This is a genomic window from Maribacter algicola, from assembly GCF_003933245.1.
GTDB classification, from domain to species: domain Bacteria; phylum Bacteroidota; class Bacteroidia; order Flavobacteriales; family Flavobacteriaceae; genus Maribacter; species Maribacter algicola.
In genome coordinates this window covers 1237562-1260647 of record NZ_QUSX01000002.1, presented here as the reverse complement: position 1 = coordinate 1260647, position 23086 = coordinate 1237562, and the positions used below count along the sequence as shown (strand labels likewise).

General features: G+C 41.8%; 26 protein-coding genes. 10 read left to right on the top strand and 16 right to left on the bottom strand.

The window, feature by feature from the left end; translation table 11 throughout:
• Positions 1-37 precede the first annotated feature (37 nt).
• Positions 38-1492 carry an aminoacyl-histidine dipeptidase gene (locus tag DZC72_RS14630; RefSeq protein ID WP_125223643.1) on the top strand — a complete coding sequence of 485 codons (1455 nt, stop codon included), beginning with the start codon at positions 38-40 and terminating at the stop codon, positions 1490-1492.
• A gap of 48 nt (positions 1493-1540) precedes the next feature.
• Here DZC72_RS14630 and DZC72_RS14625 read toward each other — a convergent pair whose 3' ends face one another.
• From DZC72_RS14625 to DZC72_RS14615, 3 genes are read right to left on the bottom strand one after another with little or no spacing between them, the layout of a single operon-like run.
• Positions 1541-2677, bottom strand: coding sequence for a peptidylprolyl isomerase (locus DZC72_RS14625; RefSeq protein ID WP_394340655.1), 1137 nt, complete (start codon positions 2675-2677; stop codon positions 1541-1543).
• An 8-nt stretch (positions 2678-2685) separates the two neighbouring features.
• Positions 2686-3237 carry a gliding motility-associated peptidyl-prolyl isomerase GldI gene (gene gldI / locus DZC72_RS14620; RefSeq protein WP_125223641.1) on the bottom strand — a complete coding sequence of 184 codons (552 nt, stop codon included), beginning with the start codon at positions 3235-3237 and terminating at the stop codon, positions 2686-2688.
• Positions 3234-4250, bottom strand: a complete 1017-nt coding sequence (locus DZC72_RS14615) for a DHH family phosphoesterase (RefSeq protein WP_125223640.1) — start codon at positions 4248-4250, stop codon at positions 3234-3236. Before DZC72_RS14615 ends, gldI begins: the two co-directional genes overlap by 4 nt.
• A gap of 133 nt (positions 4251-4383) precedes the next feature.
• On the opposite strand from DZC72_RS14615, the gene DZC72_RS14610 reads away from it, so the two are divergent.
• On the top strand, positions 4384-4803 hold the full coding sequence (locus DZC72_RS14610; RefSeq protein ID WP_125223639.1) for a nucleoside-diphosphate kinase: 420 nt from the start codon (positions 4384-4386) through the stop codon (positions 4801-4803).
• A gap of 61 nt (positions 4804-4864) precedes the next feature.
• Here the strand turns inward: DZC72_RS14610 and DZC72_RS14605 are convergent, their stop codons facing one another.
• The 3 genes from DZC72_RS14605 to recF are packed head-to-tail and all read right to left on the bottom strand — an operon-like array spanning position 4865 to position 6660.
• Entirely contained in the window at positions 4865-5161 is a 297-nt protein-coding gene (locus DZC72_RS14605; protein WP_099543358.1) for a DUF721 domain-containing protein, read from the bottom strand.
• A 2-nt stretch (positions 5162-5163) separates the two neighbouring features.
• Positions 5164-5577, bottom strand: a complete 414-nt coding sequence (locus DZC72_RS14600; RefSeq protein ID WP_125223638.1) for a hypothetical protein — start codon at positions 5575-5577, stop codon at positions 5164-5166.
• Between the two features lie 3 nt (positions 5578-5580).
• Positions 5581-6660 carry a DNA replication/repair protein RecF gene (gene recF / locus DZC72_RS14595; protein ID WP_125223637.1) on the bottom strand — a complete coding sequence of 360 codons (1080 nt, stop codon included), beginning with the start codon at positions 6658-6660 and terminating at the stop codon, positions 5581-5583.
• Positions 6661-6782: 122 nt separating this feature from the next.
• Here recF and DZC72_RS14590 point away from each other — a divergent pair, with 122 nt between their 5' ends.
• The 7 genes from DZC72_RS14590 to DZC72_RS14560 all read left to right on the top strand — a co-directional run bounded on the left by DZC72_RS14590 (position 6783) and on the right by DZC72_RS14560 (position 12965).
• On the top strand, positions 6783-7550 hold the full coding sequence (locus DZC72_RS14590; RefSeq protein WP_125223636.1) for a tetratricopeptide repeat protein: 768 nt from the start codon (positions 6783-6785) through the stop codon (positions 7548-7550).
• Complete coding sequence (ribH, locus tag DZC72_RS14585) at positions 7550-8032, top strand: 6,7-dimethyl-8-ribityllumazine synthase (RefSeq protein ID WP_125223635.1); 483 nt, start codon at positions 7550-7552, stop codon at positions 8030-8032. The genes DZC72_RS14590 and ribH overlap by 1 nt, the downstream gene beginning before the upstream one ends.
• 136 nt (positions 8033-8168) lie before the next feature.
• On the top strand, positions 8169-8468 hold the full coding sequence (locus DZC72_RS14580) for a riboflavin synthase subunit beta (protein WP_125223634.1): 300 nt from the start codon (positions 8169-8171) through the stop codon (positions 8466-8468).
• Positions 8468-10312: a DNA mismatch repair endonuclease MutL gene (gene mutL / locus DZC72_RS14575; RefSeq protein WP_125223633.1), complete on the top strand. Its 1845-nt coding sequence runs from the start codon at positions 8468-8470 to the stop codon at positions 10310-10312. The genes DZC72_RS14580 and mutL overlap by 1 nt, the downstream gene beginning before the upstream one ends.
• Positions 10313-11059, top strand: a complete 747-nt coding sequence (locus DZC72_RS14570) for a rhomboid family intramembrane serine protease (RefSeq protein WP_125223632.1) — start codon at positions 10313-10315, stop codon at positions 11057-11059.
• A complete protein-coding gene (locus DZC72_RS14565) occupies positions 11059-11934 on the top strand; it encodes a rhomboid family intramembrane serine protease (RefSeq protein ID WP_125223631.1) in 876 nt (291 codons plus the stop codon). Before DZC72_RS14570 ends, DZC72_RS14565 begins: the two co-directional genes overlap by 1 nt.
• Positions 11935-11948: 14 nt before the next feature.
• Positions 11949-12965, top strand: a complete 1017-nt coding sequence (locus DZC72_RS14560) for an endonuclease/exonuclease/phosphatase family protein (protein ID WP_125223630.1) — start codon at positions 11949-11951, stop codon at positions 12963-12965.
• On the opposite strand, the gene DZC72_RS14555 is transcribed toward DZC72_RS14560, so the two are convergent.
• The 9 genes from DZC72_RS14555 to udk all read right to left on the bottom strand — a co-directional run bounded on the left by DZC72_RS14555 (position 12942) and on the right by udk (position 19819).
• On the bottom strand, positions 12942-13262 hold the full coding sequence (locus DZC72_RS14555) for a DUF6122 family protein (protein ID WP_125223629.1): 321 nt from the start codon (positions 13260-13262) through the stop codon (positions 12942-12944). The two genes, DZC72_RS14560 and DZC72_RS14555, sit on opposite strands and share 24 nt — an antisense overlap.
• Complete coding sequence (locus DZC72_RS14550; protein WP_125223628.1) at positions 13255-13881, bottom strand: WbqC family protein; 627 nt, start codon at positions 13879-13881, stop codon at positions 13255-13257. Before DZC72_RS14550 ends, DZC72_RS14555 begins: the two co-directional genes overlap by 8 nt.
• Before the next feature lie 12 nt (positions 13882-13893).
• Entirely contained in the window at positions 13894-15594 is a 1701-nt protein-coding gene (gene lepB, locus DZC72_RS14545) for a signal peptidase I (protein ID WP_125223627.1), read from the bottom strand.
• 96 nt (positions 15595-15690) lie between these two features.
• Complete coding sequence (dapB, locus tag DZC72_RS14540; RefSeq protein ID WP_125223626.1) at positions 15691-16392, bottom strand: 4-hydroxy-tetrahydrodipicolinate reductase; 702 nt, start codon at positions 16390-16392, stop codon at positions 15691-15693.
• Positions 16393-16394: 2 nt separating this feature from the next.
• Positions 16395-17030, bottom strand: a complete 636-nt coding sequence (locus DZC72_RS14535; RefSeq protein WP_125223625.1) for a DUF5683 domain-containing protein — start codon at positions 17028-17030, stop codon at positions 16395-16397.
• Positions 17023-17922, bottom strand: a complete 900-nt coding sequence (locus DZC72_RS14530) for a ParB/RepB/Spo0J family partition protein (protein WP_125223624.1) — start codon at positions 17920-17922, stop codon at positions 17023-17025. The genes DZC72_RS14535 and DZC72_RS14530 overlap by 8 nt, the downstream gene beginning before the upstream one ends.
• A gap of 1 nt (position 17923) precedes the next feature.
• Positions 17924-18697, bottom strand: coding sequence for a ParA family protein (locus tag DZC72_RS14525; RefSeq protein WP_125223623.1), 774 nt, complete (start codon positions 18695-18697; stop codon positions 17924-17926).
• Between the two features lie 172 nt (positions 18698-18869).
• Positions 18870-19205, bottom strand: coding sequence for an FtsB family cell division protein (locus tag DZC72_RS14520; protein WP_099543320.1), 336 nt, complete (start codon positions 19203-19205; stop codon positions 18870-18872).
• Complete coding sequence (gene udk, locus DZC72_RS14515; RefSeq protein WP_125223622.1) at positions 19205-19819, bottom strand: uridine kinase; 615 nt, start codon at positions 19817-19819, stop codon at positions 19205-19207. Before udk ends, DZC72_RS14520 begins: the two co-directional genes overlap by 1 nt.
• A gap of 109 nt (positions 19820-19928) precedes the next feature.
• Here udk and DZC72_RS14510 point away from each other — a divergent pair, with 109 nt between their 5' ends.
• Positions 19929-21149 (top strand): multidrug effflux MFS transporter, encoded by a 1221-nt coding sequence (locus DZC72_RS14510; protein ID WP_125223621.1) that lies wholly within the window; start codon positions 19929-19931, stop codon positions 21147-21149.
• A 2-nt stretch (positions 21150-21151) separates the two neighbouring features.
• On the opposite strand, the gene acs is transcribed toward DZC72_RS14510, so the two are convergent.
• Positions 21152-23059, bottom strand: a complete 1908-nt coding sequence (acs, locus tag DZC72_RS14505; RefSeq protein WP_125223620.1) for an acetate--CoA ligase — start codon at positions 23057-23059, stop codon at positions 21152-21154.
• Positions 23060-23086: the final 27 nt, after the last annotated feature.

Genomic DNA, 23086 nt, shown 5'->3' with positions numbered 1-23086 from the left:
TTTATGGTATGTATTTTTACTGAAAAATTTCAATCTTATGGAAAACCAGATACTCGAATTAGAACCCAAAACAGTTTGGAAGAACTTTTCAAGATTGAACGCGGTTCCCAGACCTTCCAAGAAGGAGGAGAAAGTAATCCAATTTATGGTCGATTTTGGAAAGGGACTGGGTCTGGAAACCTTTACGGACGACGTTGGTAATGTCATTATCCGGAAACCTGCAACCATTGGGATGGAAAATAGAAAAATGATTACCCTACAGTCACATTTGGATATGGTGCACCAGAAGAACGTTGAAACCGACTTTGATTTTGAGCATGCCGGAATCCAGATGTATGTGGACGGGGATTGGGTAAAGGCGAATGGTACCACGTTGGGAGCCGACAATGGTATGGGGGTCGCTGCCATTATGAGCTTATTGGAATCCAAAGAAATTGCGCATCCACCCTTGGAAGCCTTGTTCACCATAGACGAGGAAACCGGAATGACGGGAGCTTTTGGGTTAAAGGGCGGTCTGTTACAAGGGGAAATTTTACTGAACTTGGACACAGAGGAGGATGATGAAATTGACATTGGGTGCGCCGGTGGAATAGATGTTACGGCTACTAAAACCTATGGCCAGACTCCGGTAATCCCGGGGGAAGTCGGTTTGAGGATTTCTATAAAAGGACTAACGGGTGGACATAGCGGTATGGATATCCACAAGGGTCTGGGCAATGCAAATAAGATCATGAACCGATTATTGTTCCATGGAAATGCTTTTGATTTCAGGATTTCGTCCATCCAAGGTGGTGGTTTGCGAAACGCCATTCCCAGGGAAAGTACCTGTCATTTAAATGTGGACGAAAATCAATTGAACTCCTTTTTGGAAACTTTAGAAAAGGAAGCCCAAACAATCAAGGGGGAATTAGCTCGTTTAGATCCAAAACTTGGAATTGTCATAGAGGTTTTGGACCGACCTTTTGACCAATTAATGGGACTGGAGGCTCAAGAATTACTTCTTAAAACTATATACGGATTGCAAAATGGTGTTTATCGAATGAGTACCAACATGGCCAATTTGGTTGAAACTTCCAATAACGTGGCCAAGGTAACCGTCGCCGATGGAACTATAGAAATTGGGTGTTTAACTAGGTCTTCAATAGAATCGGGAAAAATGGATTTGGCCAATGCTTTAAAATCGGTCTTTGAGCTGGGCGGTTTTTCCGTGACATTTACTGGGTCATATCCTGGATGGAATCCCAATATGGATTCTGAAATATTGAAGGTCGTCATATCGGTATACACAAAATTATTTGATTCAAAGCCCCATGTTGTTGCCTGCCATGCCGGATTGGAATGCGGAATATTAGGACAGAATTATCCAGAGATGGATATGGTCAGTTTTGGTCCAACTATCAAAGGAGCCCATTCCCCTGATGAACGCGTAAGCATACCCTCGGTACAGAAATTCTGGAAGTTCTTGTTGGAAATTTTACAGCATACGCCATAAAAAAAGCCCGATTTCAAATCGGGCTTTTTAGTATTAGTTCTATGTCTATTATTGAATCCCTGTAATCTCCACATCAAATACCAAATCCGAATTAGGAGGAATGGGGCCGGAACCCTGCGATCCGTATCCAATATGTGGTGGTATGAACAGACGCACTTTGTCCCCAACCTTCATGCTCAAAAGGCCCTCTCTGAAACCGGCAATCAACGGTGATTCCGGACTATAGTCCATAGGTATCGGCATGTAACCACCGCCTTGTAAACGTCTCTCGTCGAACATGTCATATTTCCTGGCAATTTCTTCATAATTACTATCGAAGAGGGTTCCGTCTTCCAAATATCCGGCGTACATTACACCAACTTTTTGACCTACAGTAGGCTTTTCTCCTTCACCTTCTTTCAACACCAAAATTTTTAGACCGGAATCCAAAGTTTTAGCCTCTTGTTTTTGAGTCTGCAAGGTTGAAGCAAATTCAGTTTTCACTTTTTCAATTTCGGCTTTTTTTGCGGCTTTTTCCTTTTCAATGGCGGCAAGACGCTCTTCTTCACCATCAAAGTATTCCGTCATGATTTTTACGGCATCGAACTTCCTGGCCTCTTTTCCATTACGAATAATTTCAATGGTGTTCATTTTCACAGGTTCCACAGGTTTATTGTTGCCTGGGGTTACCTGAACATTTGCAATGGAATCCACCACTTCCAGGCCTTCCACCACTTCGCCAAAAACACTATGCCTGTTATCCAGCCATGGGGTAGGGGCATGGGTGATGAAAAACTGGCTACCGTTGGTCGCAGGTCCTGAATTGGCCATGGATAGTATACCCTTTTTGTCATGGATCAAAGAGTCGTTAAACTCGTCCATAAATTTATAACCGGGATTTCCCGTACCCGTGGCCAATGGATCTCCACCCTGTATCATAAAGTCTTTCATCACACGGTGAAAGGTAAGTCCGTCGTAGTATTTTTTTCCTTTGAACTGTTCACTGACAAAGGGGCTATTGCCTTCGGCCAATGAAATAAAATTGGCGACAGTTACCGGTGTTTTTTCATGCTCCAACTTAACGATAATATCCCCATGGGAGGTTTTGATATCGGCAAAAAGGCCATCTCCCAAATCTGCTCTTTGACTGGTTTTGCAGCTTGCCATGATTAGGACAAGTGCCGCCCATAAGTACGTTTTCTTTATCATAATGGTTATTCTTCTAAATTATCCTGTTGTTTTTCTATGTTTAAAATTGTTATGGTTGATTTTAAGGGAACATTGGTCCCAATTTTATTGTTGTCTCCATGATAGCCAAAGGCAATGGAGGATGGAAATAGAAAAGTGGCCTTTTCGTTTTCCTTTAATAGCTTTATCGCATCCCGCATTCCTAGGAATAACTCCTGCTTGTCCACTTTGTAGGTAAATGTTCCAATATCCGCTTCTGAATAGATCGTATCGTTATCCAAGGTCAAAAGATTGTACTCAAACGTTACGATGTCATTGGTCTGAGGCGTATACTCCGTGGAATCGTTTACCCTAAGATAATGATACCAGGAACCTGATGCACTATGGGTGTAGTGTTTCAAGGAATCATTTTTGATGATTTCCTGAATCTTTTTTTCTTCGGCCTCCAACAATTTTCTGCTTCTTTCAATGGATTCCTTAAAATAACTACCGCTTTTTCTCTGGACCGGTTTTCGAGGTTCCGGACCTTCACAACTAAAAAGGAGCATTAAAACAAGAAATACGCCAATAATTCTCATGCTGTCAACGCTTTTTTATATTTGGGCAATAGGGATACAAAATAATCGATGGTTTCCTCCAACGATTTTTCACTTTTGCCTCCGGCGGCATTGGTGTGTCCGCCTCCATCAAAATAGTTTCTCGCAAACTCGTTTACTGAAAAATCACCCACAGATCGAAAGGAAATTTTAAAGATACCTTCCTCTTTATTCTCTATAAAAATAACGGCAAATCGAATTTTGTCCAGAGTAAGGCCGTAATTCACAAAGCCTTCCGTATCTCCCTTCTCATAGTCGTAACGATCCAGTTCTTCTTGTGTCAATGTAATGTATGCTGTATTGAATTCTTCAAGAATAACCATATTTTTCAAGGCACAGCCCAAAAGATGCAATCTGCTGGGAGAGTTGGTATCATATACCCGTTGGTGGATGGCCGTATTGTCCGCTCCCTTGTCCATAAGCTCGGCCACGATACGATGTGTCTGACTGGTGGTGGCCCTGAACTTGAAAGAGCCGGTATCCGTCATGATACCTGTATAAATGCAATTGGCGATGTCTTGATCAATTAAATCCCGGTCCCCCATGGCATCGATCAGCGTATAAACCATTTCGCAGGTGGAGCTCATGTTTATATCTGAATAGGTAATGACTGCATATCCCGAAGGTTGTTGGTGATGGTCCACCATGACAAACTTCGCTTTCGCATTTTCCAAGCATTCCGCCATGTGACCTACACGTCCAAAGTCGTTAAAGTCCAAGGTAAAAATGACGTCGGCCTCCGCAATGAATTTTTTGGTTTCAGCGTTGTGCCTTTCGTAGTTTAGGATTTGATCGGCTCCTGGCATCCATTTCAGGAACTTTGGAAAATCATTGGGAGCGAGCACCTGGGTATTATGTCCTTTTTTTGAAAGATACTTGGAAAGCGCCAAGGTAGAGCCAATGGCGTCCCCATCCGGATTCTTGTGCGGTATTATGGCAATCCTTTTTGGAGAGGAAAGCAAATTCTTCAATGCTGCTACTTGCTCAAAATTCATGGCCGCAAAGATACAATTTAATGGGAAAGGGAATGTATGGACCGGTTCTTTTCATTGCGTATACGCATTTTGTAAATCCATATAAAGTTGTGGTTCTTTGGGAAAAGCGTATTTTTGCGCAAAATTTCAATAAATGACTACAAATAGAACATTTACCATGATAAAGCCCGATGCCGTGGAAAACGGACATATTGGGGCTATTTTGGAAAAAATTACGGCGGCTGGATTTAAGATAATCGCCATGAAATATACGCAGTTAAGCGTACGGGACGCTCAGGAGTTTTACGCTATTCACAAAGAACGACCTTTCTTTGGGGAATTGGTGGAATTTATGACACGTGGCCCCATTGTTGCCGCTATTTTGGAAAAGGAAAATGCAGTGGAGGATTTTAGGGCGTTGATAGGGGCGACCAATCCTGCAGAAGCTGCGGAAGGAACCATACGTAAAATGTTCGCGACTGACATTGCCGAAAACGCGATACACGGTTCGGATAGTGATGCCAATGCTGCTATTGAAGGTGCTTTTCATTTTTCCGGTAGGGAAATTTACTAAGAGATAGAAAAAGTAAACGAAGATGAACCGGTCCTTTGGGCCGGTTTTTTTATGGTTTAAATTATCGTAGCACTAATTTTTTTATCAATTCTTTTCCCAACTCTTCGTTCAACATCGTAATAATTTTGGTTTTTCCATGACTGAGTTCTTCGCGGAGTACGGATGACGATAGCGATACAAAGAGCGTGTCTCTCTTGAGTTCCACATCTGTGGTATAATTTAATACGCCGTTTCCCATAAGGTTGGCCCATGCGGTGCGCACATCCACTTTATTCATACCTTCCTCTAGGTTGTTCTTTTTGATAAAGGCGGAGAGGGCATCCTGTAAACTTAAGTGGTCGTTTTCTCTTCTGGACATTATCAATCTAATTTTATAGGTTCAAAACGTTTAAAATAATAGGTGATTCCCTCCGGATTTTCCACGGAGAATGAATCTCCTGATAAAGATAACAACCTTTCTTGCCATTCGCTCAAGGGATTTTCATAGCGCATAAAAAACATACCATTCTCTTCAACGATACTAAAGGGTTCCGCATCATCAGAGGTTTCAAAGGTGCCATCGAACCTAGGTACCATTTTTTTTCGGTAACCCTTGCCATCCTTAAGTTCTATATAGTCCACCACTGTATTCATTGGATATTCCTTGGTACTGCCATTGGAAAATTCCACTTCCTTTATCTCCCAATACCCGTTCAAATGATGTAAATCTTCCAATGAAACCCTACCGGAGCAGGAAACCATCGATATCGCGAACAAAATTAGGAACCTTCGCATAAATCAAAGTTTAAAGATTTTATAAGTCTGATGAATTTTTTTTACTACAGCTTCGGTACGTTCCGCATGGGTGTCGCTTACGAATATCTGACCAAAATTTTCCTTGTTCACCAAGGAAATGATGTGAGAAACCCTATTTTCATCGAGCTTGTCAAAAATATCGTCCAAAAGTAAAATAGGATTGGAGCGTGACAATTTGCGCATAAAATGGAACTGTGCGAATTTCAAGGCAATCAAAAAAGATTTTTGCTGTCCTTGGCTGCCAAATTTTTTTATGGGATATTCCCTAATGGTAAAGTTTAGGTCATCCTTATGTATCCCTACACTTGTATACTGTAACGCACGATCTTTTTCAAGACTTTCCAACAATAATGTCCCTAGGGAATCGGATAACATTTTGCTATCATAAGTCAGGTTTACCTCTTCCGTATTGTTTGTTATGGCCTTATACTGCTCCTTGAAAATTTGGATAAAGCTCTCCAAAAAAAGTACCCTTTTTTTAAATATTTCTGAACCGTACCTTTCCAATTGGTCATTATAGACAGCCAAGGTTGCCCTGTCAAAAGTATGGTTGACGGCAAAATACTTTAAGAGCGCATTTCTTTGGGATAGTACCTTGTTGTAATTGATAAGTGATTGTAGGTAATCTTTGTCCGACTGAGAAATAACGCCGTCCATAAATTTTCTTCGCACCTCACTGCCCTCCAATATAAGGTCCCTATCAGCAGGGGAAATGATTACCAGTGGCAGGACACCAATATGGTCGGCGAATTTTTCATAGGGTTTTCCGTTCCTTTTGATTACTTTTTTATTGCCCTTTTTTAGGCTACAGACGATTTTTTCTTCCTTTTCCTCTTTTTGGAAGTGCCCTTCTATCACAAAGAAATCGGCATCATGTCGTATGTTTTGGGAGGATACGGGATTAAAGTAACTTTTACCAAAAGAAAGGTGGTAGATGCTATCCAAAATATTGGTTTTTCCAACGCCATTATCCCCCACAAAACAGTTGATTTTGGAATCGAACTCAAGATTTTTGGATTCAAAATTTTTGTAATTAAGAAGGGATAGGGTCTTTAAATACATTAAAAGTTCCGAGTTTTTGGTTCGCAAAGGGCATCCGTTGCTTGGACTTCCAAAAATAACGAATAAATACACTATTGGATTTCAATAAAAACTTTATTTTTGCGCGACCAATAAAAATAGAGATGGCAACATACAAGAAAAGAGGATTTAAACCCAAAACAAAGGTTGAGGCCCAGGAGATTGAAGAGCAGGAAAGTACTACCGCGGAAGTATTCAGTTCTTTGGATGAAGGTGCTTCCAGAACGGAGGAATGGGTTTCAAAGAATCAAAACTATATTTTGGGAATCATTGGAGTGGTCGCTGTAGCGGTATTGGGATATTTGGCCTACAATCAGTTCGTATTGAAACCAAAGGAAGCGAACGCGGCAAACGAAATGTATTATCCACAACAGTACTTTGACCAAGCCTTGAACAGCACAACGGCCAAGGATTCCTTATTTACACTGGCTTTGGAAGGTGCGGAAGGTAAATACGGTTTCTTGGACATAATAGAAGAATACAGTGGTACAAAAGCGGCGAATTTGGCGAATTATTCCGCCGGAATGTCCTATCTGAATATGAACAAGTACCAAGAGGCGATAGACTACTTGGAGGATTTTAAATCCGATGATGCTATTCTGGGGTCTTTGGCAAAAGGTGGTCTTGGGGATGCCTTCATGCAGCTTGACCAACCCTCCGATGCCTTGGGGTATTATGAAGCGGCCTTTAAACATAGTACGAACGAATATACCACTCCCAAATTTTTGTACAAGGCGGGTGTTACGGCCTTGGAAATGGGCAATAAATCAAAGGCCTTGGAGTATTTCCAAAGAATCAAGGATGAGTTTTCAAGTTCTGATGCGGCCAAATCTATAGATGCCTTTATTGGAATCGCCAAAACTGGGGCATAATGGCCACGGAAAACAAAAATTTATCGGAATACGATAAGGACACTATCCCAAGCGCGAAGCATCTTCGGTTTGGGATCGTTGTTTCTGAGTGGAATTCCAACATAACCGAAGGCCTCTATCTTGGCGCGGAGACCGCCCTTTTGGATTGCGGTGCCCTGGCCTCGAACATTATCAGATGGAACGTACCGGGTAGTTTTGAGCTTACCTTTGGTTGTAAAAAACTGATACAACAGGAAAAATTGGATGCCGTTATCGCCATAGGAAGTGTCATCCAGGGGGAGACCAAGCATTTTGATTTTGTTTGTAGTGCTACGGCCCAAGGCATCAAGGATCTCAATGTGCGAATGGACATTCCGGTCATCTTCTGTGTTTTGACCGATAATACCATGCAACAGGCCATAGACCGCAGTGGTGGAAAGCACGGAAATAAAGGGTCTGAGGCAGCCATTGCCGCCATTAAGATGGCCGTATTGGGAAAATAGGCATTGCCCCGCTACCCATTCCACATTTTCAATTTGATATTCCCAACATTCCAAATTGCTCGGCAATAGGGTTCTGTTAACAAATTTTAGGGATCCTTATACGAGGCTTTTTGCTATTTTGAGTAACTTTGAACTTATGGGATTCCTGAGTAAAATAACACGTTTACGAAAAAATAGAAGGTTCGAATACAACCCAAGATTTTATGATGACAAAGGAAAAGGAAATCCCTACAGGATAGAACCCAAGTTTGACCAGTTTCGCAGTACCTTACAAAACCAACGGGGTTTAAAGAACAAAATTAGCAATGTCCTGGAAGATTCCCGAAGGGAAGGCGATAGAAACGTAAAAATTCGGTTCGTGATCATTTTGGCCATTCTCATCCTAATCTTCCTTTATATAATTGATTTCGATCTCTCCATATTTTTTTCCCGATAATGGCGGATATTATTAGACTTTTGCCCGATCACGTTGCCAACCAAATCGCAGCGGGAGAAGTAGTTCAGCGACCAGCCTCTGTGGTAAAGGAATTGTTGGAGAATGCCATTGACGCCCAGTCCACGGATATAAAATTAATCGTTAAGGACGGTGGGAAAACCTTGGTTCAGGTTGTTGACAACGGGATGGGAATGAGCGATACGGATGCGCGCCTGAGCTTTGAGCGGCATGCGACCTCAAAGATCCAAAAGGCCGAAGATCTTTTTAATTTACATACCAAGGGTTTTAGGGGCGAAGCATTGGCATCCATAGCAGCCATTGCTCATGTGGAAATGATGACCCGTACGGGGGATGATGAAGTGGGCACGCATATAAAAATTGAGGGGAGTAAGATAATAAGCCAGGAAGTGGCCGTAGTTCCCAAGGGAACCTCGATGATGGTAAAAAACCTTTTCTTCAATATTCCTGCAAGACGCAACTTTTTAAAGTCGGACCAAGTGGAATTTAGGCATATTGTGGATGAATTCCATCGGGTAGCCTTGGCCCATCCACAAATATCCTTCAGTTTTTACAACAATGGGAGCGATGTTTTCAATCTTCCCGGTAACGATTTTAAAAAAAGGATCGTTCAAATTTTTGGCAGAAAGACCAATGAAAAGTTGGTCCCTTTGAACGAAGAGACCAATGTCGTTAGGATATCGGGATACATTCAAAAGCCCGAGTTTGCCAAAAAGAGTAGAGGGGAGCAATTCTTTTTTGCCAATAACCGATTTATTAAGAGTCCCTATTTGCATCATGCGGTCTTGGGTGCCTTTGAAGGATTGATCAGACCGGGTACACATCCTGGTTATTTTATTTGTTTGGAGGTAGATCCGGCGACTATAGATATTAATATACACCCAACCAAAACAGAAGTAAAGTTCGATGATGAGCATACCCTGTATGCCTATTTGAAATCGACCATTAAACATAGCTTGGGCCAGTTCAATGTGGCCCCTTCCTTGGACTTTGATAAGGACCAAAATTTGGAGACCCCCTACAACTTTAAGGACAAAGCCGTATCGTTACCGAGTATATCGGTAGATGCTGATTTCAATCCCTTTGAAAAATCAAGGGCTCCCAAAGAATCTGGGTATTCCAGACAACCTAGTGCCAAGGGTTGGGAAACTATGTACCAAGGCTTGGAACGTAAGTTGCCCCAACGGGATATCGGTATCCTAGAAATGGAATCCGAAGGAATCAATAGTTCTATTTTTGGTTCATCTGCGGATACCGCAGAAACAATCACTACAACCTTTCAGCTTCGAAAAAAGTACATCGTTTCTACCATTAAATCTGGGATGTTGATCATCAATCAAAGTAGGGCGCACCAACGTGTACTCTACGAGGGATTTTTAAGGAACATTACGATCAAGGAAGCGGTGAGCCAACAATTACTTTTTCCCCTGACCCTCAATTTTACCCGGGGAGAAATTGCCATTTTGATGGAAATACAGGAAAGCTTAAGTGCCGTTGGATTTGTTTTTGGCGATATAACTTCAGAAACTGTGGAAGTAAAGGGTGTGCCCGTAGTGGTGACGGAAAGCGAGGTGCAAATGGTGATGGAGCAACTTATTTCCGATTTCCAAATGGAGTTGGAGGAGGATAGTTTTTCCCAAGTTGATATGTTGGCCAAGACCTTGGCGAAGACCTTATCGCTCAAAACCGGGGAGGTGTTGGACCAACGTTCACAGATGGAGTTGGTCAATGACCTTTTTGCCTGTAAGGAAAGTGCCCTGAGCCCTTTCAACAAGCGAACATATACAACGATTACAGAAAGCGATATTGATAGAAAATTTATATAAATGAGCAGACTTACTGAAGCGATAAAACACTTGTTGATCATCAATATTTTGTTTTTCGTTGCGACCAATATTTATGGGGACCAAATGTATCAATGGTTTTCCCTTTGGTTTCCAAAAAACGAGAATTTCGGGATTTGGCAAATCGTTACCCATATGTTCATGCATGGTGGGTTTATGCATATTCTTTTTAATATGTACGCCTTATACGCCTTTGGTACGCCCTTGGAGCGAATGTGGGGGCGCAACAAGTTTCTGTTCTTTTATTTTTCCGCAGGCTTAGGTGCAGCTTTGCTGCATACGGGGGTCAACTATTATTACTTTCAGAAAGGGCTTAATGCCATCGTGGATTCTGGAGTCACCGAAAGTTCCGTGATGGATATCGTTACAAGGGGACAGTACAACACGGAATGGTATAATATTGCCGGAAAATCTACCATTGATAATTTTTTAAGTGCCTATCATACCCCGGCAGTCGGTGCTTCGGGAGCCATTTATGGGGTGTTGGTAGCTTTTGGTATGTCATACCCCAACAGCGAACTTTTCCTGATTTTTCTCCCTGTTCCCATCAAGGCAAAGTATTTCATTCCTGTATTGATTGGTCTTGATTTGTTTTCGGGGATTACGGGTTACGGGATTTTTGGACAGGGTATTGCGCATTTTGCACATGTAGGAGGAGCGCTAGTAGGTTTTCTAATGATGTGGTATTGGAAAAAGAATCAGTTTAACAATAATCGCTGGGACAGATAATGGCAGGTGTCAATATAAAATATCAATATGCAAGGTTGAGCGTGGCGGAAAAACTCATCGCCATTAATGTGGCAGTGTATATAGTTAGCGCACTCATTCCCTTTCTATTGGGCTTTTCAAAAAATAGTATCGTACAGTGGTTTGAACTTCCCAATGATTTCTTTGGATTTTTGATGCAACCTTGGTCCATTATAACCTATTCTTTTTTCCATGGGGGTCTTGGACATTTATTTTGGAATATGCTGCTCATCTATTTTGTGGGCAGGATTTTTTTGAACCTATTTGATGGTAGACGTTTTCTGAACGTGTACTTTTTAGGCGTTATCCTTGGGGGCTTATTTTTTATGTTAGGATATAACATTTTTCCGGCATTTTTCAATGTGAACGCCGCACTGATTGGGGCTTCGGCAGGTGCGAGTGCTATTCTTATCTTTATTTGTACCTACATTCCCAACCAAGAGGTCAGGGTCATTTTTTTCAATGTGAAGCTTTGGTATATAGGTGTGTTCGTCGTGTTGATGGATTTGATACAACTTCCCACCAGTGGCAATGCCGGGGGGCATTTGGCACATTTAGGAGGTGCCCTATTGGGATATCTTTATGCTAGCCAACTTTTCAAAGGGAATGATATTGGGGCTGGTTTTTCTAATTTTTTCGACAGTGTTGCCAATATGTTTAAGCGTACCGAAAAAAAAGCGCCATTAAAGACGGTTTACAAGAACCAACGCACTTCATCCAATAGAAGTACCAAAGACTATGATGCCCAAAGCAAACAAAAAAAGATAGATGCCATTTTGGATAAAATCAGCAAGTCCGGATACGAAAGTCTTTCCAAAGCGGAAAAAGATTTTCTTTTTAAGGCGGGTAATGAATAGATACAAATTGTTGTATGTCTTTTTGGGGTAAGACCGTTTACGGGTTGAATATCGTTTTTTCTGTTGGAATGCTTTTGGCTTGTATTGCTCCTTATACAAAGTCGGCCAACCTTTCCTTTTTAAGCCTCCCTGTTCCGGTGTTGGTGATTTCAAACTTTCTATTTCTTTTATATTGGCTCATGGTCAAGCCAAAACGTTTGTGGCTCTCCTTTATCGTTTTGGTGGTTGGCTATTTTAGCTTGGGTTCTTTTGTTCAGTTCAATACCGGGGAGTCCTATGACGATAATGCCCTAAAGGTCATGAGTTTCAACATACAGGGTTTTGAAGGGTTTCCGCGAAATTATGACCGACCCATTGTTCCGGAAATAGCCGATTTCATTCAAAAGGAAAACCCGGATATTCTATGTTTTCAGGAATTCGGGTATTGGGGATTGAGAAATGAAGTGTTTCAAAATTATCCCTACAGTTTCACGAATTATGAGGTCGGTTCCGAAGAAAAAGGGGTTTTAATGGCCATATATTCCAAATACCCGATTATAAATAAAGGTGACATTGAGTTTCCAAACTCCTTGAACGGAGCAAGTTTTGTGGATGTATTGTATAAAAAAGATACCCTTCGCGCATATAATTTACATTTGGAATCCTTAAAAGTTCGACCCAGAAGCCTTAAACGGGAACGATCGGATAGACTACTGGGCAGATTGCGCAATTCTTTTGCGAAACAACAGGAACAGGCAGATTTGATTCGGGAACACATGAAAGGGGTCAGCTTTAGAAAAATTGTCTGTGCGGATATGAACAATACCCAGTATTCCTATGCCTACCAGGAGCTTAAACAGGATATGGAGGACAGCTTCGTAGAAAAGGGATACGGTTATGGGAGAACCATTAACTTTTGGAAATTCCCCTTGCGAATCGATTTCATTTTAACCGATCCGGGTATCGATGTGTTGGACCATAAAAACTACAGTGAAAGCTTGTCCGACCATGAACCTATAATGGCCACTCTACAGATTACTTCGGATAAATAAGCAGTCGGCCAAATCCGCCACCATGTGAATTAAAAAGGCGATACCCCAGATTCGGGTGGTTCTCCAAAAAAGCATCAAACAATATATACCCATCGCCCAATAAGTGTGCAATGGGTGGAAGTTGATACTGCATCTATCGGCATCAAAAATGGGCGTAGCCAAAAAATGGTCCAAATCCAAGAGAATCCCGGCCAAGAGTATCAAACCTACTTTTAGCCTTTGTTCCTTAAAAAATAGGAAAGCCACCAGCAGCGGGACTATAAAATGAATACCATAGTGCAAGGTGAACCTAAGCATGGGACCCGTCTATTTCAATATTTCCTAGATATTCCAAGGTGTTGGGCCCCAAGTTGAAAAGTACGTCCAGAATGCTCAGGTTGGGGATAAACCCATGTCGGTCTCCAAAAACCTGAACATATTCGGGAAATTCGTCCGGCAACTCTTTTTTTGCATTGACCAAAAACCGATAATCCTTTTCATACTCAAGAGAATAGGTATCCGTGAATTCATCCACAAAGTCCAATTGTAGGCAATCACAAATGGTTTGGATGGAAGCCAAATTGAAATCCAAGAGCAGGTCAAACCCTTTTTCGTATAAAGGCCGAATCTCATCTTCATAAAATTCAAAAAAGGGTGAAGTTCTATAGGCCGTTTCCAAGGTTCTCCAGTGCTGTCTTTGCCATGCATAGGAATTGTCTAATTTGACTTCTTCGTAGTGTTGCCTACCAGTTGCGCCTTTTGTGTGTACAATGGGAATACTCAGTAAATGTTTTCCCCTATCCGTACAGATATACGCCCGGTTCCTATAGGTCTGTTTTTGATAGTTGTCCTGTTTTTCGAATACAACATCATTGGCTTTCGTATAAACGCAGAAAAAGGCCACATTGGGTAAATAAGCAGGATGGAGTACGGTCATAGGTACCTATGGTTATTTTTTGGCCTTTTTTCGTTTCCAAAACCAGCTACCAACAAAATAACCCGCCAAGAGAATCAAAAAATACTTAAAATAGGATTTTGGCTCCCCATCTCCGTTTACTGTGGTGAAGATTCTATCCCATCGGGGTCGCCATTTGGACATGGGTTCCGTAAAGTTGTCAAAACTCATCCATATGAAAATAGGCGTTCCTACGATATGGTTTTCCGGAACATATCCCCAGGCCCTACTATCTTCTGAATGGTCACGGTTATCTCCCATCATCCAATAATAGTCCTGTTGAAAAGTATAGCTATCGGCCACATTCCCGTTGATTAAAATTTGATTGCCGTTTACGGCTAGGGTGTTACCTTCATACTCGCGGATAATCTTCTTGTATAGCGGTAATGTTTTTAGGTCCAAGGATACTGTAGTGCCTTCTTTGGGAATATAAATGGGTCCCATTTGGCTGTAGTTCCATGGATAATCCGGACTTTGAGGAAAGAGGTTGATGCCTCTTCTTCCTTTGGGAACCACTTGTCGCACAACAGAATCTATACTGGCATCCTTTCGTAAGGTCGATACCATTTCATCTGTCAATGGCACCATTCGTTCCCGATCAGTTACCTCTTTAAGGGAAAGACGATTGTTTCTGATTACATCAGCAGGAAAACCTGAGTTTCCTGTATAGAGTTCCAGTTGGCCATCGGCTAATTGATTGAACCCTTTTAAATAGGGATTAATCGCCTGTGCCTGTTGTTGGCTTACGGGACCGGATATGTATTTTCTGGTAAAATCCGTAATCCCCAATTGGTCCAGTATTCTGGAGGATACCCCTTTTTGGGAATAAATAATATAGTCATACTGGGGTTTGGCACTGCCGGGCAGTGCCAATTGTTTGCCGTTAATAAACACGTAGCCGTCACGAACTTCCAAGGAGTCCCCGGGAATGCCCACACAACGTTTTACATAGTTGGATTTTTTGTCAATGGGTTTTTTGACCCCCGCTTCTGCCCTAAAAAATTGTCTAACGGTATCGGCAGGCCAGCTAAAGACCACGATATCGTTTCGTTCTACTTTTGTAAATCCCGGTAAACGAAAATAGGGGAGTTGAGGTTTGTTCAAATATGATTTTGTTCCAATAATGGGCAAAGTATCATGCACCATGGGCGCGGCAACCGTAGTCATGGGTGTTCTTGCCCCATAATGGAATTTGCTCACGAATAAAAAGTCGCCCACACGCAACGTTCTTTCCAAAGATCCTGTGGGTATTACATATGGTTGAATAAAATAGGTATGTACCAATGTTGCTGCAACGACCGCAAAAACAATGGAACTCACCCATTCGCCCAAGGCGGTTCCCGGATGAAGACTCCTATTTTCAATATATTTTACATCCAATGCGTAGTTCACATAATAGATATAAAATCCAAGGGTCAAAACAACCAACCAGGATTCCAAAAGGCTGTTCCTTCCGTAACTCCTTATGGTTTCCACCCAAATTACAGGAAACATCAATAGATTGATGATGGGAATGAACAACAAAATAACCCACCATTTGGGCCTATTTATAATCTGCATCAATACGATTGCATTATAAATGGGAACAATGGCTTCCCAAGCCTTACGACCTGCCTTTACGTATAATTTCCAAGTTCCTAGAAAATGAATTACCTGTACTACTAAAATGAAAATAATCCACTGTGTGCCATTCATGATTCTATATTTTTACGCGATAATCGATATTTAATGCTCCACCTAGGAACGTAATCTGATCGTATCTGTCTGTTGAATATTTGTTTGTTACTTATTTTAACCAAGGTTTAACACATCCTTCATCGTAAAAACACCCGTTTTTCCGAGAATCCATTCTGCCGCGATTACCGCTCCCAAGGCAAATCCCTTGCGGTTGTGGGCGGTATGCTTAATTTCTATACTATCCACCGAGCTGGTATAATCCACGGTATGAGTACCCGGCGTATCCCCAATTCTCTTGGCCGAAATACCAATTTGATCATCCCCAGGTTCGTCCAACTTCCACCCGTTATAATCGGTATGGGCAATTATTCCTTCCGCCAAGGTAATGGCCGTGCCACTGGGAGCATCCAATTTTTGGGTATGATGGATTTCCTCCAAAGAAACTTTATATTGGGAAAGGTTTTTCATCATTTTGGCCAAATATGCATTGAGTTCAAAAAAGATGTTAACCCCTAAACTAAAATTGGAGGCATAGATAAAGGCCCCTTCATTTTCTTCGCAATAATCAACAATGGTGTCAAATTTCGAGAGCCAACCTGTGGTACCCGAAATCACGGGTACGTTATTGTCTATGCAACTTTTTATGTTTTCGTAAGCGGCATCCGGTGTGCTGAAATCTATGGCCACATCCATTTTGGAAAAATCCAAAGCTTCATTACCCACATCGATTTTGGCAACGATTTCATGACCTCTTTCAACGGCTAGGCGTTCTATCATTTTTCCCATTTTTCCGTAGCCGAAAAGTGCAATCTTCATACTTAAAATTTTATGGTTAGAGCCATCCCGTAGGTAGGGTTGTTGGTAACGGCATTAAGGTCAAGATACGGTTCAAAATCCAGGCTAAGATCATTATCAATATTGAATTGCTTTAGGTGGGCATCCACATTGGCATCAATAATGTTCAAACTGTAGATTACAATGGATAATACCAACCAAAGATCCCGGTCTCGTTGGAAACGTTCTTGTTGGTTTTCTAGATCGCCGTCATCCAAGAGGGGAAAAATTCCTTCACCATTGAATTCATCGTCCGTAAAACCTGCCTGTCTTCTTTTGAATGCCGTCCTGAAACGCTTGTAATTGTCATTGTTCCAAGTATAGGCATATACACTTCCCCCAAGAGCACCCCAAACTATAGGTGTTTTCCAATATCGCTTGTTGTAGATTTGCCCCAAACCGGGAAGCACGGCAGAATAAAAAGCTGCCTTACTGGGTGCCAATGGATTTATGGCTTTTCTTTTTATTACCGTTAGGGAATCGTCCATGACCAATACATCCGTACTGAGGGCATTGGTGATGGTGTCCATTTCTTTTTCCTCTGGAATGTCTTCCTCTTGGGAATAGGACGCAAAGGTCAAAAAAAACAACAGGGAGAGTATTGAGAAGTGTTTATGCACCCGTAATCAGCTTTTTTATTCGCTCGAATTCTTCTTTGGAATGAAAAGGAATGGTAATACTACCTTTGGAGGTTCCGGAAGTCTTCACTTTAATACCTGCGGACAGATGTTTGGAGATTTCTTCAATGCCTGATGCTACATAGGTAGGGGTTTCCACCTTTGATTTGGTAAGTTTGGTAGAATCTTTTTGATGGTAATTCTTTACGGCATTTTCCGTATCCCTGACCGATAAATTTTGCCCCACAATTTTCTCATAAAGGGCTATTTGGTCCTGTCTGCTTTCGATGTTCACCAAGGCCCTCCCGTGGCCCATGGTCAAAAACCCGTCACGCATGCCCGTCTGTATGATGGGATCAAGCTTTAACAATCTTAGGTAATTGGCGATTGTGGAGCGTTTTTTTCCAACACGGTCGCTCAATTTTTCTTGGGTCAGATTGATCTCATCGATGAGCCGCTGGTAAGAAAGCGCAATTTCAATGGGATCTAAATCTTGCCGTTGTATATTTTCCACCAAGGCCATTTCCAAGGATTCCTGGTCATTGGCGATGCGAATGTAGGCGGGAATGGTATCCAGTCCTACCAATTTGGATGCTCTGTACCTTCTTTCGCCGGATACGAGTTGGTATTTGTTGAAACCTAGTTTCCTGACCGTAATGGGCTGGATAACGCCCAATTCCCGGATGGAAGTGGCCAGTTCCTGTAAGGTTTCGTCGTTAAAATTGGACCGGGGCTGAAAGGGATTGACATCAATATCCTCTAAATCCAGTTCAATGATGTTGCCCACAACCTTGTCCGCATTTTTATCCGTTGCAGATTGTATATCGTTATCGGGGTCTTTCAACAATGCCGATAGTCCTCGTCCCAAAGCCTGTTTTTTTACTGCTTTTGCCATGTTATGCTGTCTGCTTGTTTTTCTTTACTACCTCGTCTGCCAGATTTAGGTAGTTCGTGGCCCCCTTACTGGCGGCATCATACTTTATGATACTTTCTCCATAGCTGGGTGCTTCGCTCAATCGAACATTTCGCTGTATGATCGTTTCAAAGACCATATCGCCAAAATGTTTCTTTACCTCTTCCACTACTTGGTTGGAAAGGCGTAATCTGGAATCGTACATGGTCAATAGCATTCCTTCAATATCCAATTGTGGATTGTGGATCCGTTGCACACTTTTAATGGTATTCAATAGTTTTCCAAGTCCTTCCAAGGCAAAGTATTCACATTGAATGGGGATAATCACGGAATCTGCTGCGGTAAGGGCGTTCAACGTCAATAATCCCAAGGAGGGCGCACAATCTATGAGAATGTAATCGTAGTAGTCCTTCAGTTCCAGAATGGCCTTCTTCATCATGTATTCCCGTTCATCCTTATCTACCAATTCTATTTCAATGGCCACCAGATCAATGTGGGCCGGAATTAAATCAACATTGGGGGAAGTGGTAGGAATAATGGCTTCTTTGGCGGTTTTCGTATGTTCCAAAAGTTGGTAGGTGCCCAACTCGATACTATCTACATCAATACCCAACCCAGACGTAGCGTTGGCTTGGGGGTCAGCATCTATCAGCAGTACTTTCTTTTCAAGTACCCCTAGCGACGCCGCTAAATTAACGGTCGTAGTCGTTTTGCCAACACCACCTTTTTGATTTGCAATAGCAATTATCTTGCCCATATACCAAGTAAGTTAGGGTGTAAAAATACGATTATTTGTGGGGCTGATAAAAGGATTTTGTTAACACTAGGTGAATAACCAAAAGCTTTTCATTAATATAGCGTTAAAGTTTTAGATATCAAAACGTTATCTAGGATTCATATGTTTTCTGCAAATCGCGACAGAAATCAAATTATTCTTTTTTTTCCTTGCGTTTGAGACTGTCCTCGTATTCAATTAAATAGATTTCCTCGTTTTTCTTCTTTAGATAATATTCTTCCCGGGCAAATTTTTCCAACTCATCCTCGTTGGACAATTTTTCAATGACTTTTTTATCCTTTGCGATCTCTTTTTTTAGGAACTCCTGTGTTTTTTCAAGTTTGTTTATTTCGCGTTTAAGCTCCATATGTATCAAGAGCGAGTTGGTATCAAAAAATACCATCCAAATAACAAAAACCGTCAGCACCAAAACATAAATATTGGTCATGACCTTGAACCATTTTTTCTCCTTTAATTCATTCAGTCCCATTAGGCCCTGGCTAATTTTTCATTAATAATGCTCCTTACGATTTCAACGGCTACGGTATTGTATTTATTATTGGGAATGATAATATCCGCATATTCCTTGGTGGGCTCTATAAATTGCTCATGCATCGGTTTTATGACATTCTGGTAATTTTTCAAGGTTTCGTTCAGATTCCATCCCCGTTCGTTTACATCCCTTTTTAATCTTCGTATGAGTCGTTCATCGGTATCCGCATGCACAAAGATTTTTATGTCGCACATATTTCTAATTTCGGCATTGGTCAAGATTAAGATTCCTTCAACGATCATAACCTTTCTTGGATGTGTGGGTATGGTCTTTTCCGTGCGATTACATTCCAAAAAGGAATAGACCGGTTGTTCAATGGATTCCCCTGCTTTTAGGGCCTTTAAATGCTGCTCAAGGAGTTTGAAATCTATGGCGCTGGGATGGTCAAAATTGGTCTTTCGACGCTCTTCCAAGGTTAGGTGGGAAAGGTCGTTATAATAGGAATCCTGGGAAATTACCCCAACTTCGTTTTTAGGCAATTCGTTGATGATTTGATTTACCACGGTAGTTTTTCCGCAGCCTGTTCCTCCAGCTATTCCAATAATCAGCATGCAATAATTATTTAGCCCAAAAATACATATTTGAATCTCAAAATTGTACAAAACTTAAAATTGAAGCTTGGATACTTCGCTATCTAATGGTAAGGTTTACTTTTGCACCATGCACAATGAACATGTAAAACCAAACTTTGAATTCGTGGCCCTAATGGCATCTTTAATGTCCATAGTGGCCCTTACGATTGATGCATTGATTCCTGCGATTTCAGATATTGGAATCGCGATCAACAGTTTGGATGCCACCCAAAACCAGTTACTGATCATCATGATATTTTTGGGACTTGGAGTAGGCCAGCTGTTCTTTGGGCCCTTATCAGACAGTTTGGGAAGAAAACCCATTGTCTATATTGGTTTTACCGTTTTTGGTGTAGCCAGCATCATCTGTCTTTTGGCGCCCAATCTTGAAATCATGATCTTAGGAAGAATTCTCCAAGGTGTGGGGTTATCGGCGCCAAGGACCATCAGTATTTCTATAATCAGGGATACGTACAGGGGCGATTATATGGCAAAGATCATGTCCTTCGTTACAGCGTTTTTCATTATAGTTCCGGTTATTGCACCTGCTTTTGGGAAATTTATCATGAGTTTTTCTAGCTGGGAAGGTATCTTTTATGCCCAGTTATTTTTTGCAATACTTGTATCCTTTTGGTTTTATAAAAGGCAGGAGGAAACCCTAAAACCTGAATACAAGGTTCCATTTAAAGCATCCGTATTTATTAGGGGAACCAAGGAAATTTTCAAGTATCGCGAAACGGTTTCCTGTACGATAATCTCCGGATTGATTACGGGTTCTTTTCTGGTGTATTTGAGTTCGGCCCAACACGTCTTTGAGGAATTGTACGGTTTGGCCGATAGTTTTCCTTTAATTTTTGCTGGATTGGCCATTTCCATAGGCTTTTCTACCTTGACCAATGGTACCCTTGTGGTACGATTTGGTATGCGAAACCTGTCATTGGTGGCCTTGTCCACTTTCACGGCAATCGCCCTTCTTTACAGTATTATTTTCTGGAACGAACCAGACCCCAGTGTGTCCGTTTTGATTTCTTTTCTTTCGGTTCTTTTTTTGTGTTTGGGATTTATTTGGGGTAACCTAAGGTCCATTGCCATGGAACCTATCGGTCATATTGCGGGAATAGGAGCTGCCATAACGGGATTTGTGTCCACAATTTTGTCCATACCCATCTCCATATTCATTGGAAAGTATATTACCGACACTGTATGGGCCTTGTTTGCAGGTCTTGGGATATGTGGATTGATTTCAGTGGTCCTTTTCATTGCCTTTAAAACAAGACCACTGTTTGCCAGTAATAGGGCCTACCAATAGAATTAAAGTGCCTCGTCCATGATTTCCTGAACGATTTCAGGATTTAAAAGCGTACTCGTGTCGCCAAGATTTGAGGTGTCACCACTGGCGATTTTACGTAATATTCTTCGCATGATCTTACCACTTCGTGTCTTGGGAAGACCCGAAACAAATTGAATTTTATCAAGTTTGGCAATGGGGCCAATTTGCTCCGTTATCTGCTGATTGATTTCCTTTCTGAGATTGTTTTTGTCCCTGCTTTCCCCGGTTTCCTTTAAGATGATATATCCATAGAGAGCATTGCCCTTTACATCGTGCGGGAAACCAACAATCGCAGATTCTGCCACGGCAGGATGTTCGTTGATGGAATCCTCAATAGGTGCCGTACCCAGATTATGACCGGAAACGATGATGACATCGTCCACACGGCCTGTAATTCGATAATATCCCACAGCATCCCGTAGGGCACCGTCACCTGTAAAATACATGTTTTCATAGGCCGAAAAATACGTATCCCGATAACGTTCGTGGTTACCCCATATGGTTCTTGCAATGGAAGGCCACGGGAACTTTATACAAAGTCTGCCATCCACCTGATTTCCTTTGATTTCAGTTCCATTTTCGTCCATTAAGGCTGGTTGTATTCCAATGAACGGTAAAGTAGCATAGGTTGGGGTTGTTGGTGTCACATAAGGAATTGGGCTGATCATAATGCCTCCTGTTTCCGTTTGCCACCAAGTATCTACGATCGGACTATTCTTTTTGCCCACGTTGTTATTGTACCAATGCCATGCTTCCTCATTTATAGGTTCTCCAACGGAGCCCAAAACCTTTAAGCTGGATAGGTCGTATTTTTCAACATAATCGAGATTTTCCTTTGCCAAGGCTCGTATGGCTGTTGGGGCCGTATAAAACTGGGTGACCTTATGTTTTTGAACTACTTCCCAAAACCTGCCAAAATCAGGGTAGGAGGGAACCCCTTCGAACATTACTGTAGTGGCGCCATTGGCCAAAGGCCCGTACACGATATAGGAATGTCCCGTAATCCAACCAATGTCGGCAGTACACCAGTACACATCATCTTCCCTGTATTGAAATATATTTTTGAAGGTATAAGCGGTATAGACCATATATCCTGCGGTGGTATGCACCATCCCTTTGGGCCTACCTGTTGAACCGGAGGTATAAAGGATGAATAAAGGGTCTTCCGCGTTCATAATTTCGGCCACGTTATCGCCATAAGCATCGTCCAAAAGAGGTTGGAGCCAATAATCTCTTTTGGGAACCATTTCTATTTCACTATGGATGCGTTTGGCCACCAATACGGTTTCTACTCCTGGACAAGCTTCCAAGGCCTTATCCACGATTCCCTTTAAATCGATGGTCTTGGAACCTCTGTACGAACCATCTGAAGTAATCACCAGTTTACAATCGGAATCATTGATTCTTGTTGAAAGGGCATTGGATGAAAAACCGGCGAAAACTACGGAATGGATGGCACCGATTCTAGCACACGCCAATACCGAAATGGCCAATTCTGGAATCATGGGCAGGTAAATGCAGACACGGTCCCCTTTTTTTACGCCTTTTTCCAAGAGCACATTGGCCATTTTGCACACACGTTCGTGAAGCTGTCTGTATGTAATATGTTCGGCTTCTTCTTTTGGGTCGTTGGGTTCAAAAAGAATGGCCGTTTTGTTGCCCCGTGTGGGTAAATGACGGTCGATACAGTTTTCGGTTATATTTAATTGGGCACCTTCAAACCATTTAATTTCGGGTTTTGTAAAATCCCAACTCAGCACGTTATCCCATCGTTTTCGCCATACGAAATGCTCCTCAGCTATTTCTTCCCAAAAGGCCTCAGGATTACGGACGGATTTTCTATAGACTTGATAATACTCCTCTAGGTGTTTGATGTGATAGTTACTCATTGCTAAATTCTGATTTCAACTAAAATA

Excerpts from the sequence above, each read along its gene's own strand:
- DZC72_RS14630 (WP_125223643.1), top strand. The coding sequence starts at position 38 with ATGGAAAACCAGATACTCGAATTAGAACCCAAAACAGTTTGGAAGAAC.
- gldI (WP_125223641.1), bottom strand. The coding sequence starts at position 3,237 with ATGAGAATTATTGGCGTATTTCTTGTTTTAATGCTCCTTTTTAGTTGT.
- DZC72_RS14615 (WP_125223640.1), bottom strand. The coding sequence starts at position 4,250 with ATGAATTTTGAGCAAGTAGCAGCATTGAAGAATTTGCTTTCCTCTCCA.
- DZC72_RS14610 (WP_125223639.1), top strand. The coding sequence starts at position 4,384 with ATGACTACAAATAGAACATTTACCATGATAAAGCCCGATGCCGTGGAA.
- DZC72_RS14605 (WP_099543358.1), bottom strand. The coding sequence starts at position 5,161 with ATGTCCAGAAGAGAAAACGACCACTTAAGTTTACAGGATGCCCTCTCC.
- DZC72_RS14600 (WP_125223638.1), bottom strand. The coding sequence starts at position 5,577 with ATGCGAAGGTTCCTAATTTTGTTCGCGATATCGATGGTTTCCTGCTCC.
- recF (WP_125223637.1), bottom strand. The coding sequence starts at position 6,660 with ATGTATTTAAAGACCCTATCCCTTCTTAATTACAAAAATTTTGAATCC.
- DZC72_RS14590 (WP_125223636.1), top strand. The coding sequence starts at position 6,783 with ATGGCAACATACAAGAAAAGAGGATTTAAACCCAAAACAAAGGTTGAG.
- ribH (WP_125223635.1), top strand. The coding sequence starts at position 7,550 with ATGGCCACGGAAAACAAAAATTTATCGGAATACGATAAGGACACTATC.
- DZC72_RS14580 (WP_125223634.1), top strand. The coding sequence starts at position 8,169 with ATGGGATTCCTGAGTAAAATAACACGTTTACGAAAAAATAGAAGGTTC.
- mutL (WP_125223633.1), top strand. The coding sequence starts at position 8,468 with ATGGCGGATATTATTAGACTTTTGCCCGATCACGTTGCCAACCAAATC.
- DZC72_RS14570 (WP_125223632.1), top strand. The coding sequence starts at position 10,313 with ATGAGCAGACTTACTGAAGCGATAAAACACTTGTTGATCATCAATATT.
- DZC72_RS14565 (WP_125223631.1), top strand. The coding sequence starts at position 11,059 with ATGGCAGGTGTCAATATAAAATATCAATATGCAAGGTTGAGCGTGGCG.
- DZC72_RS14560 (WP_125223630.1), top strand. The coding sequence starts at position 11,949 with ATGTCTTTTTGGGGTAAGACCGTTTACGGGTTGAATATCGTTTTTTCT.
- DZC72_RS14555 (WP_125223629.1), bottom strand. The coding sequence starts at position 13,262 with ATGCTTAGGTTCACCTTGCACTATGGTATTCATTTTATAGTCCCGCTG.
- DZC72_RS14550 (WP_125223628.1), bottom strand. The coding sequence starts at position 13,881 with ATGACCGTACTCCATCCTGCTTATTTACCCAATGTGGCCTTTTTCTGC.
- lepB (WP_125223627.1), bottom strand. The coding sequence starts at position 15,594 with ATGAATGGCACACAGTGGATTATTTTCATTTTAGTAGTACAGGTAATT.
- dapB (WP_125223626.1), bottom strand. The coding sequence starts at position 16,392 with ATGAAGATTGCACTTTTCGGCTACGGAAAAATGGGAAAAATGATAGAA.
- DZC72_RS14530 (WP_125223624.1), bottom strand. The coding sequence starts at position 17,922 with ATGGCAAAAGCAGTAAAAAAACAGGCTTTGGGACGAGGACTATCGGCA.
- DZC72_RS14525 (WP_125223623.1), bottom strand. The coding sequence starts at position 18,697 with ATGGGCAAGATAATTGCTATTGCAAATCAAAAAGGTGGTGTTGGCAAA.
- DZC72_RS14520 (WP_099543320.1), bottom strand. The coding sequence starts at position 19,205 with ATGGGACTGAATGAATTAAAGGAGAAAAAATGGTTCAAGGTCATGACC.
- udk (WP_125223622.1), bottom strand. The coding sequence starts at position 19,819 with ATGCTGATTATTGGAATAGCTGGAGGAACAGGCTGCGGAAAAACTACC.
- DZC72_RS14510 (WP_125223621.1), top strand. The coding sequence starts at position 19,929 with ATGCACAATGAACATGTAAAACCAAACTTTGAATTCGTGGCCCTAATG.
- acs (WP_125223620.1), bottom strand. The coding sequence starts at position 23,059 with ATGAGTAACTATCACATCAAACACCTAGAGGAGTATTATCAAGTCTAT.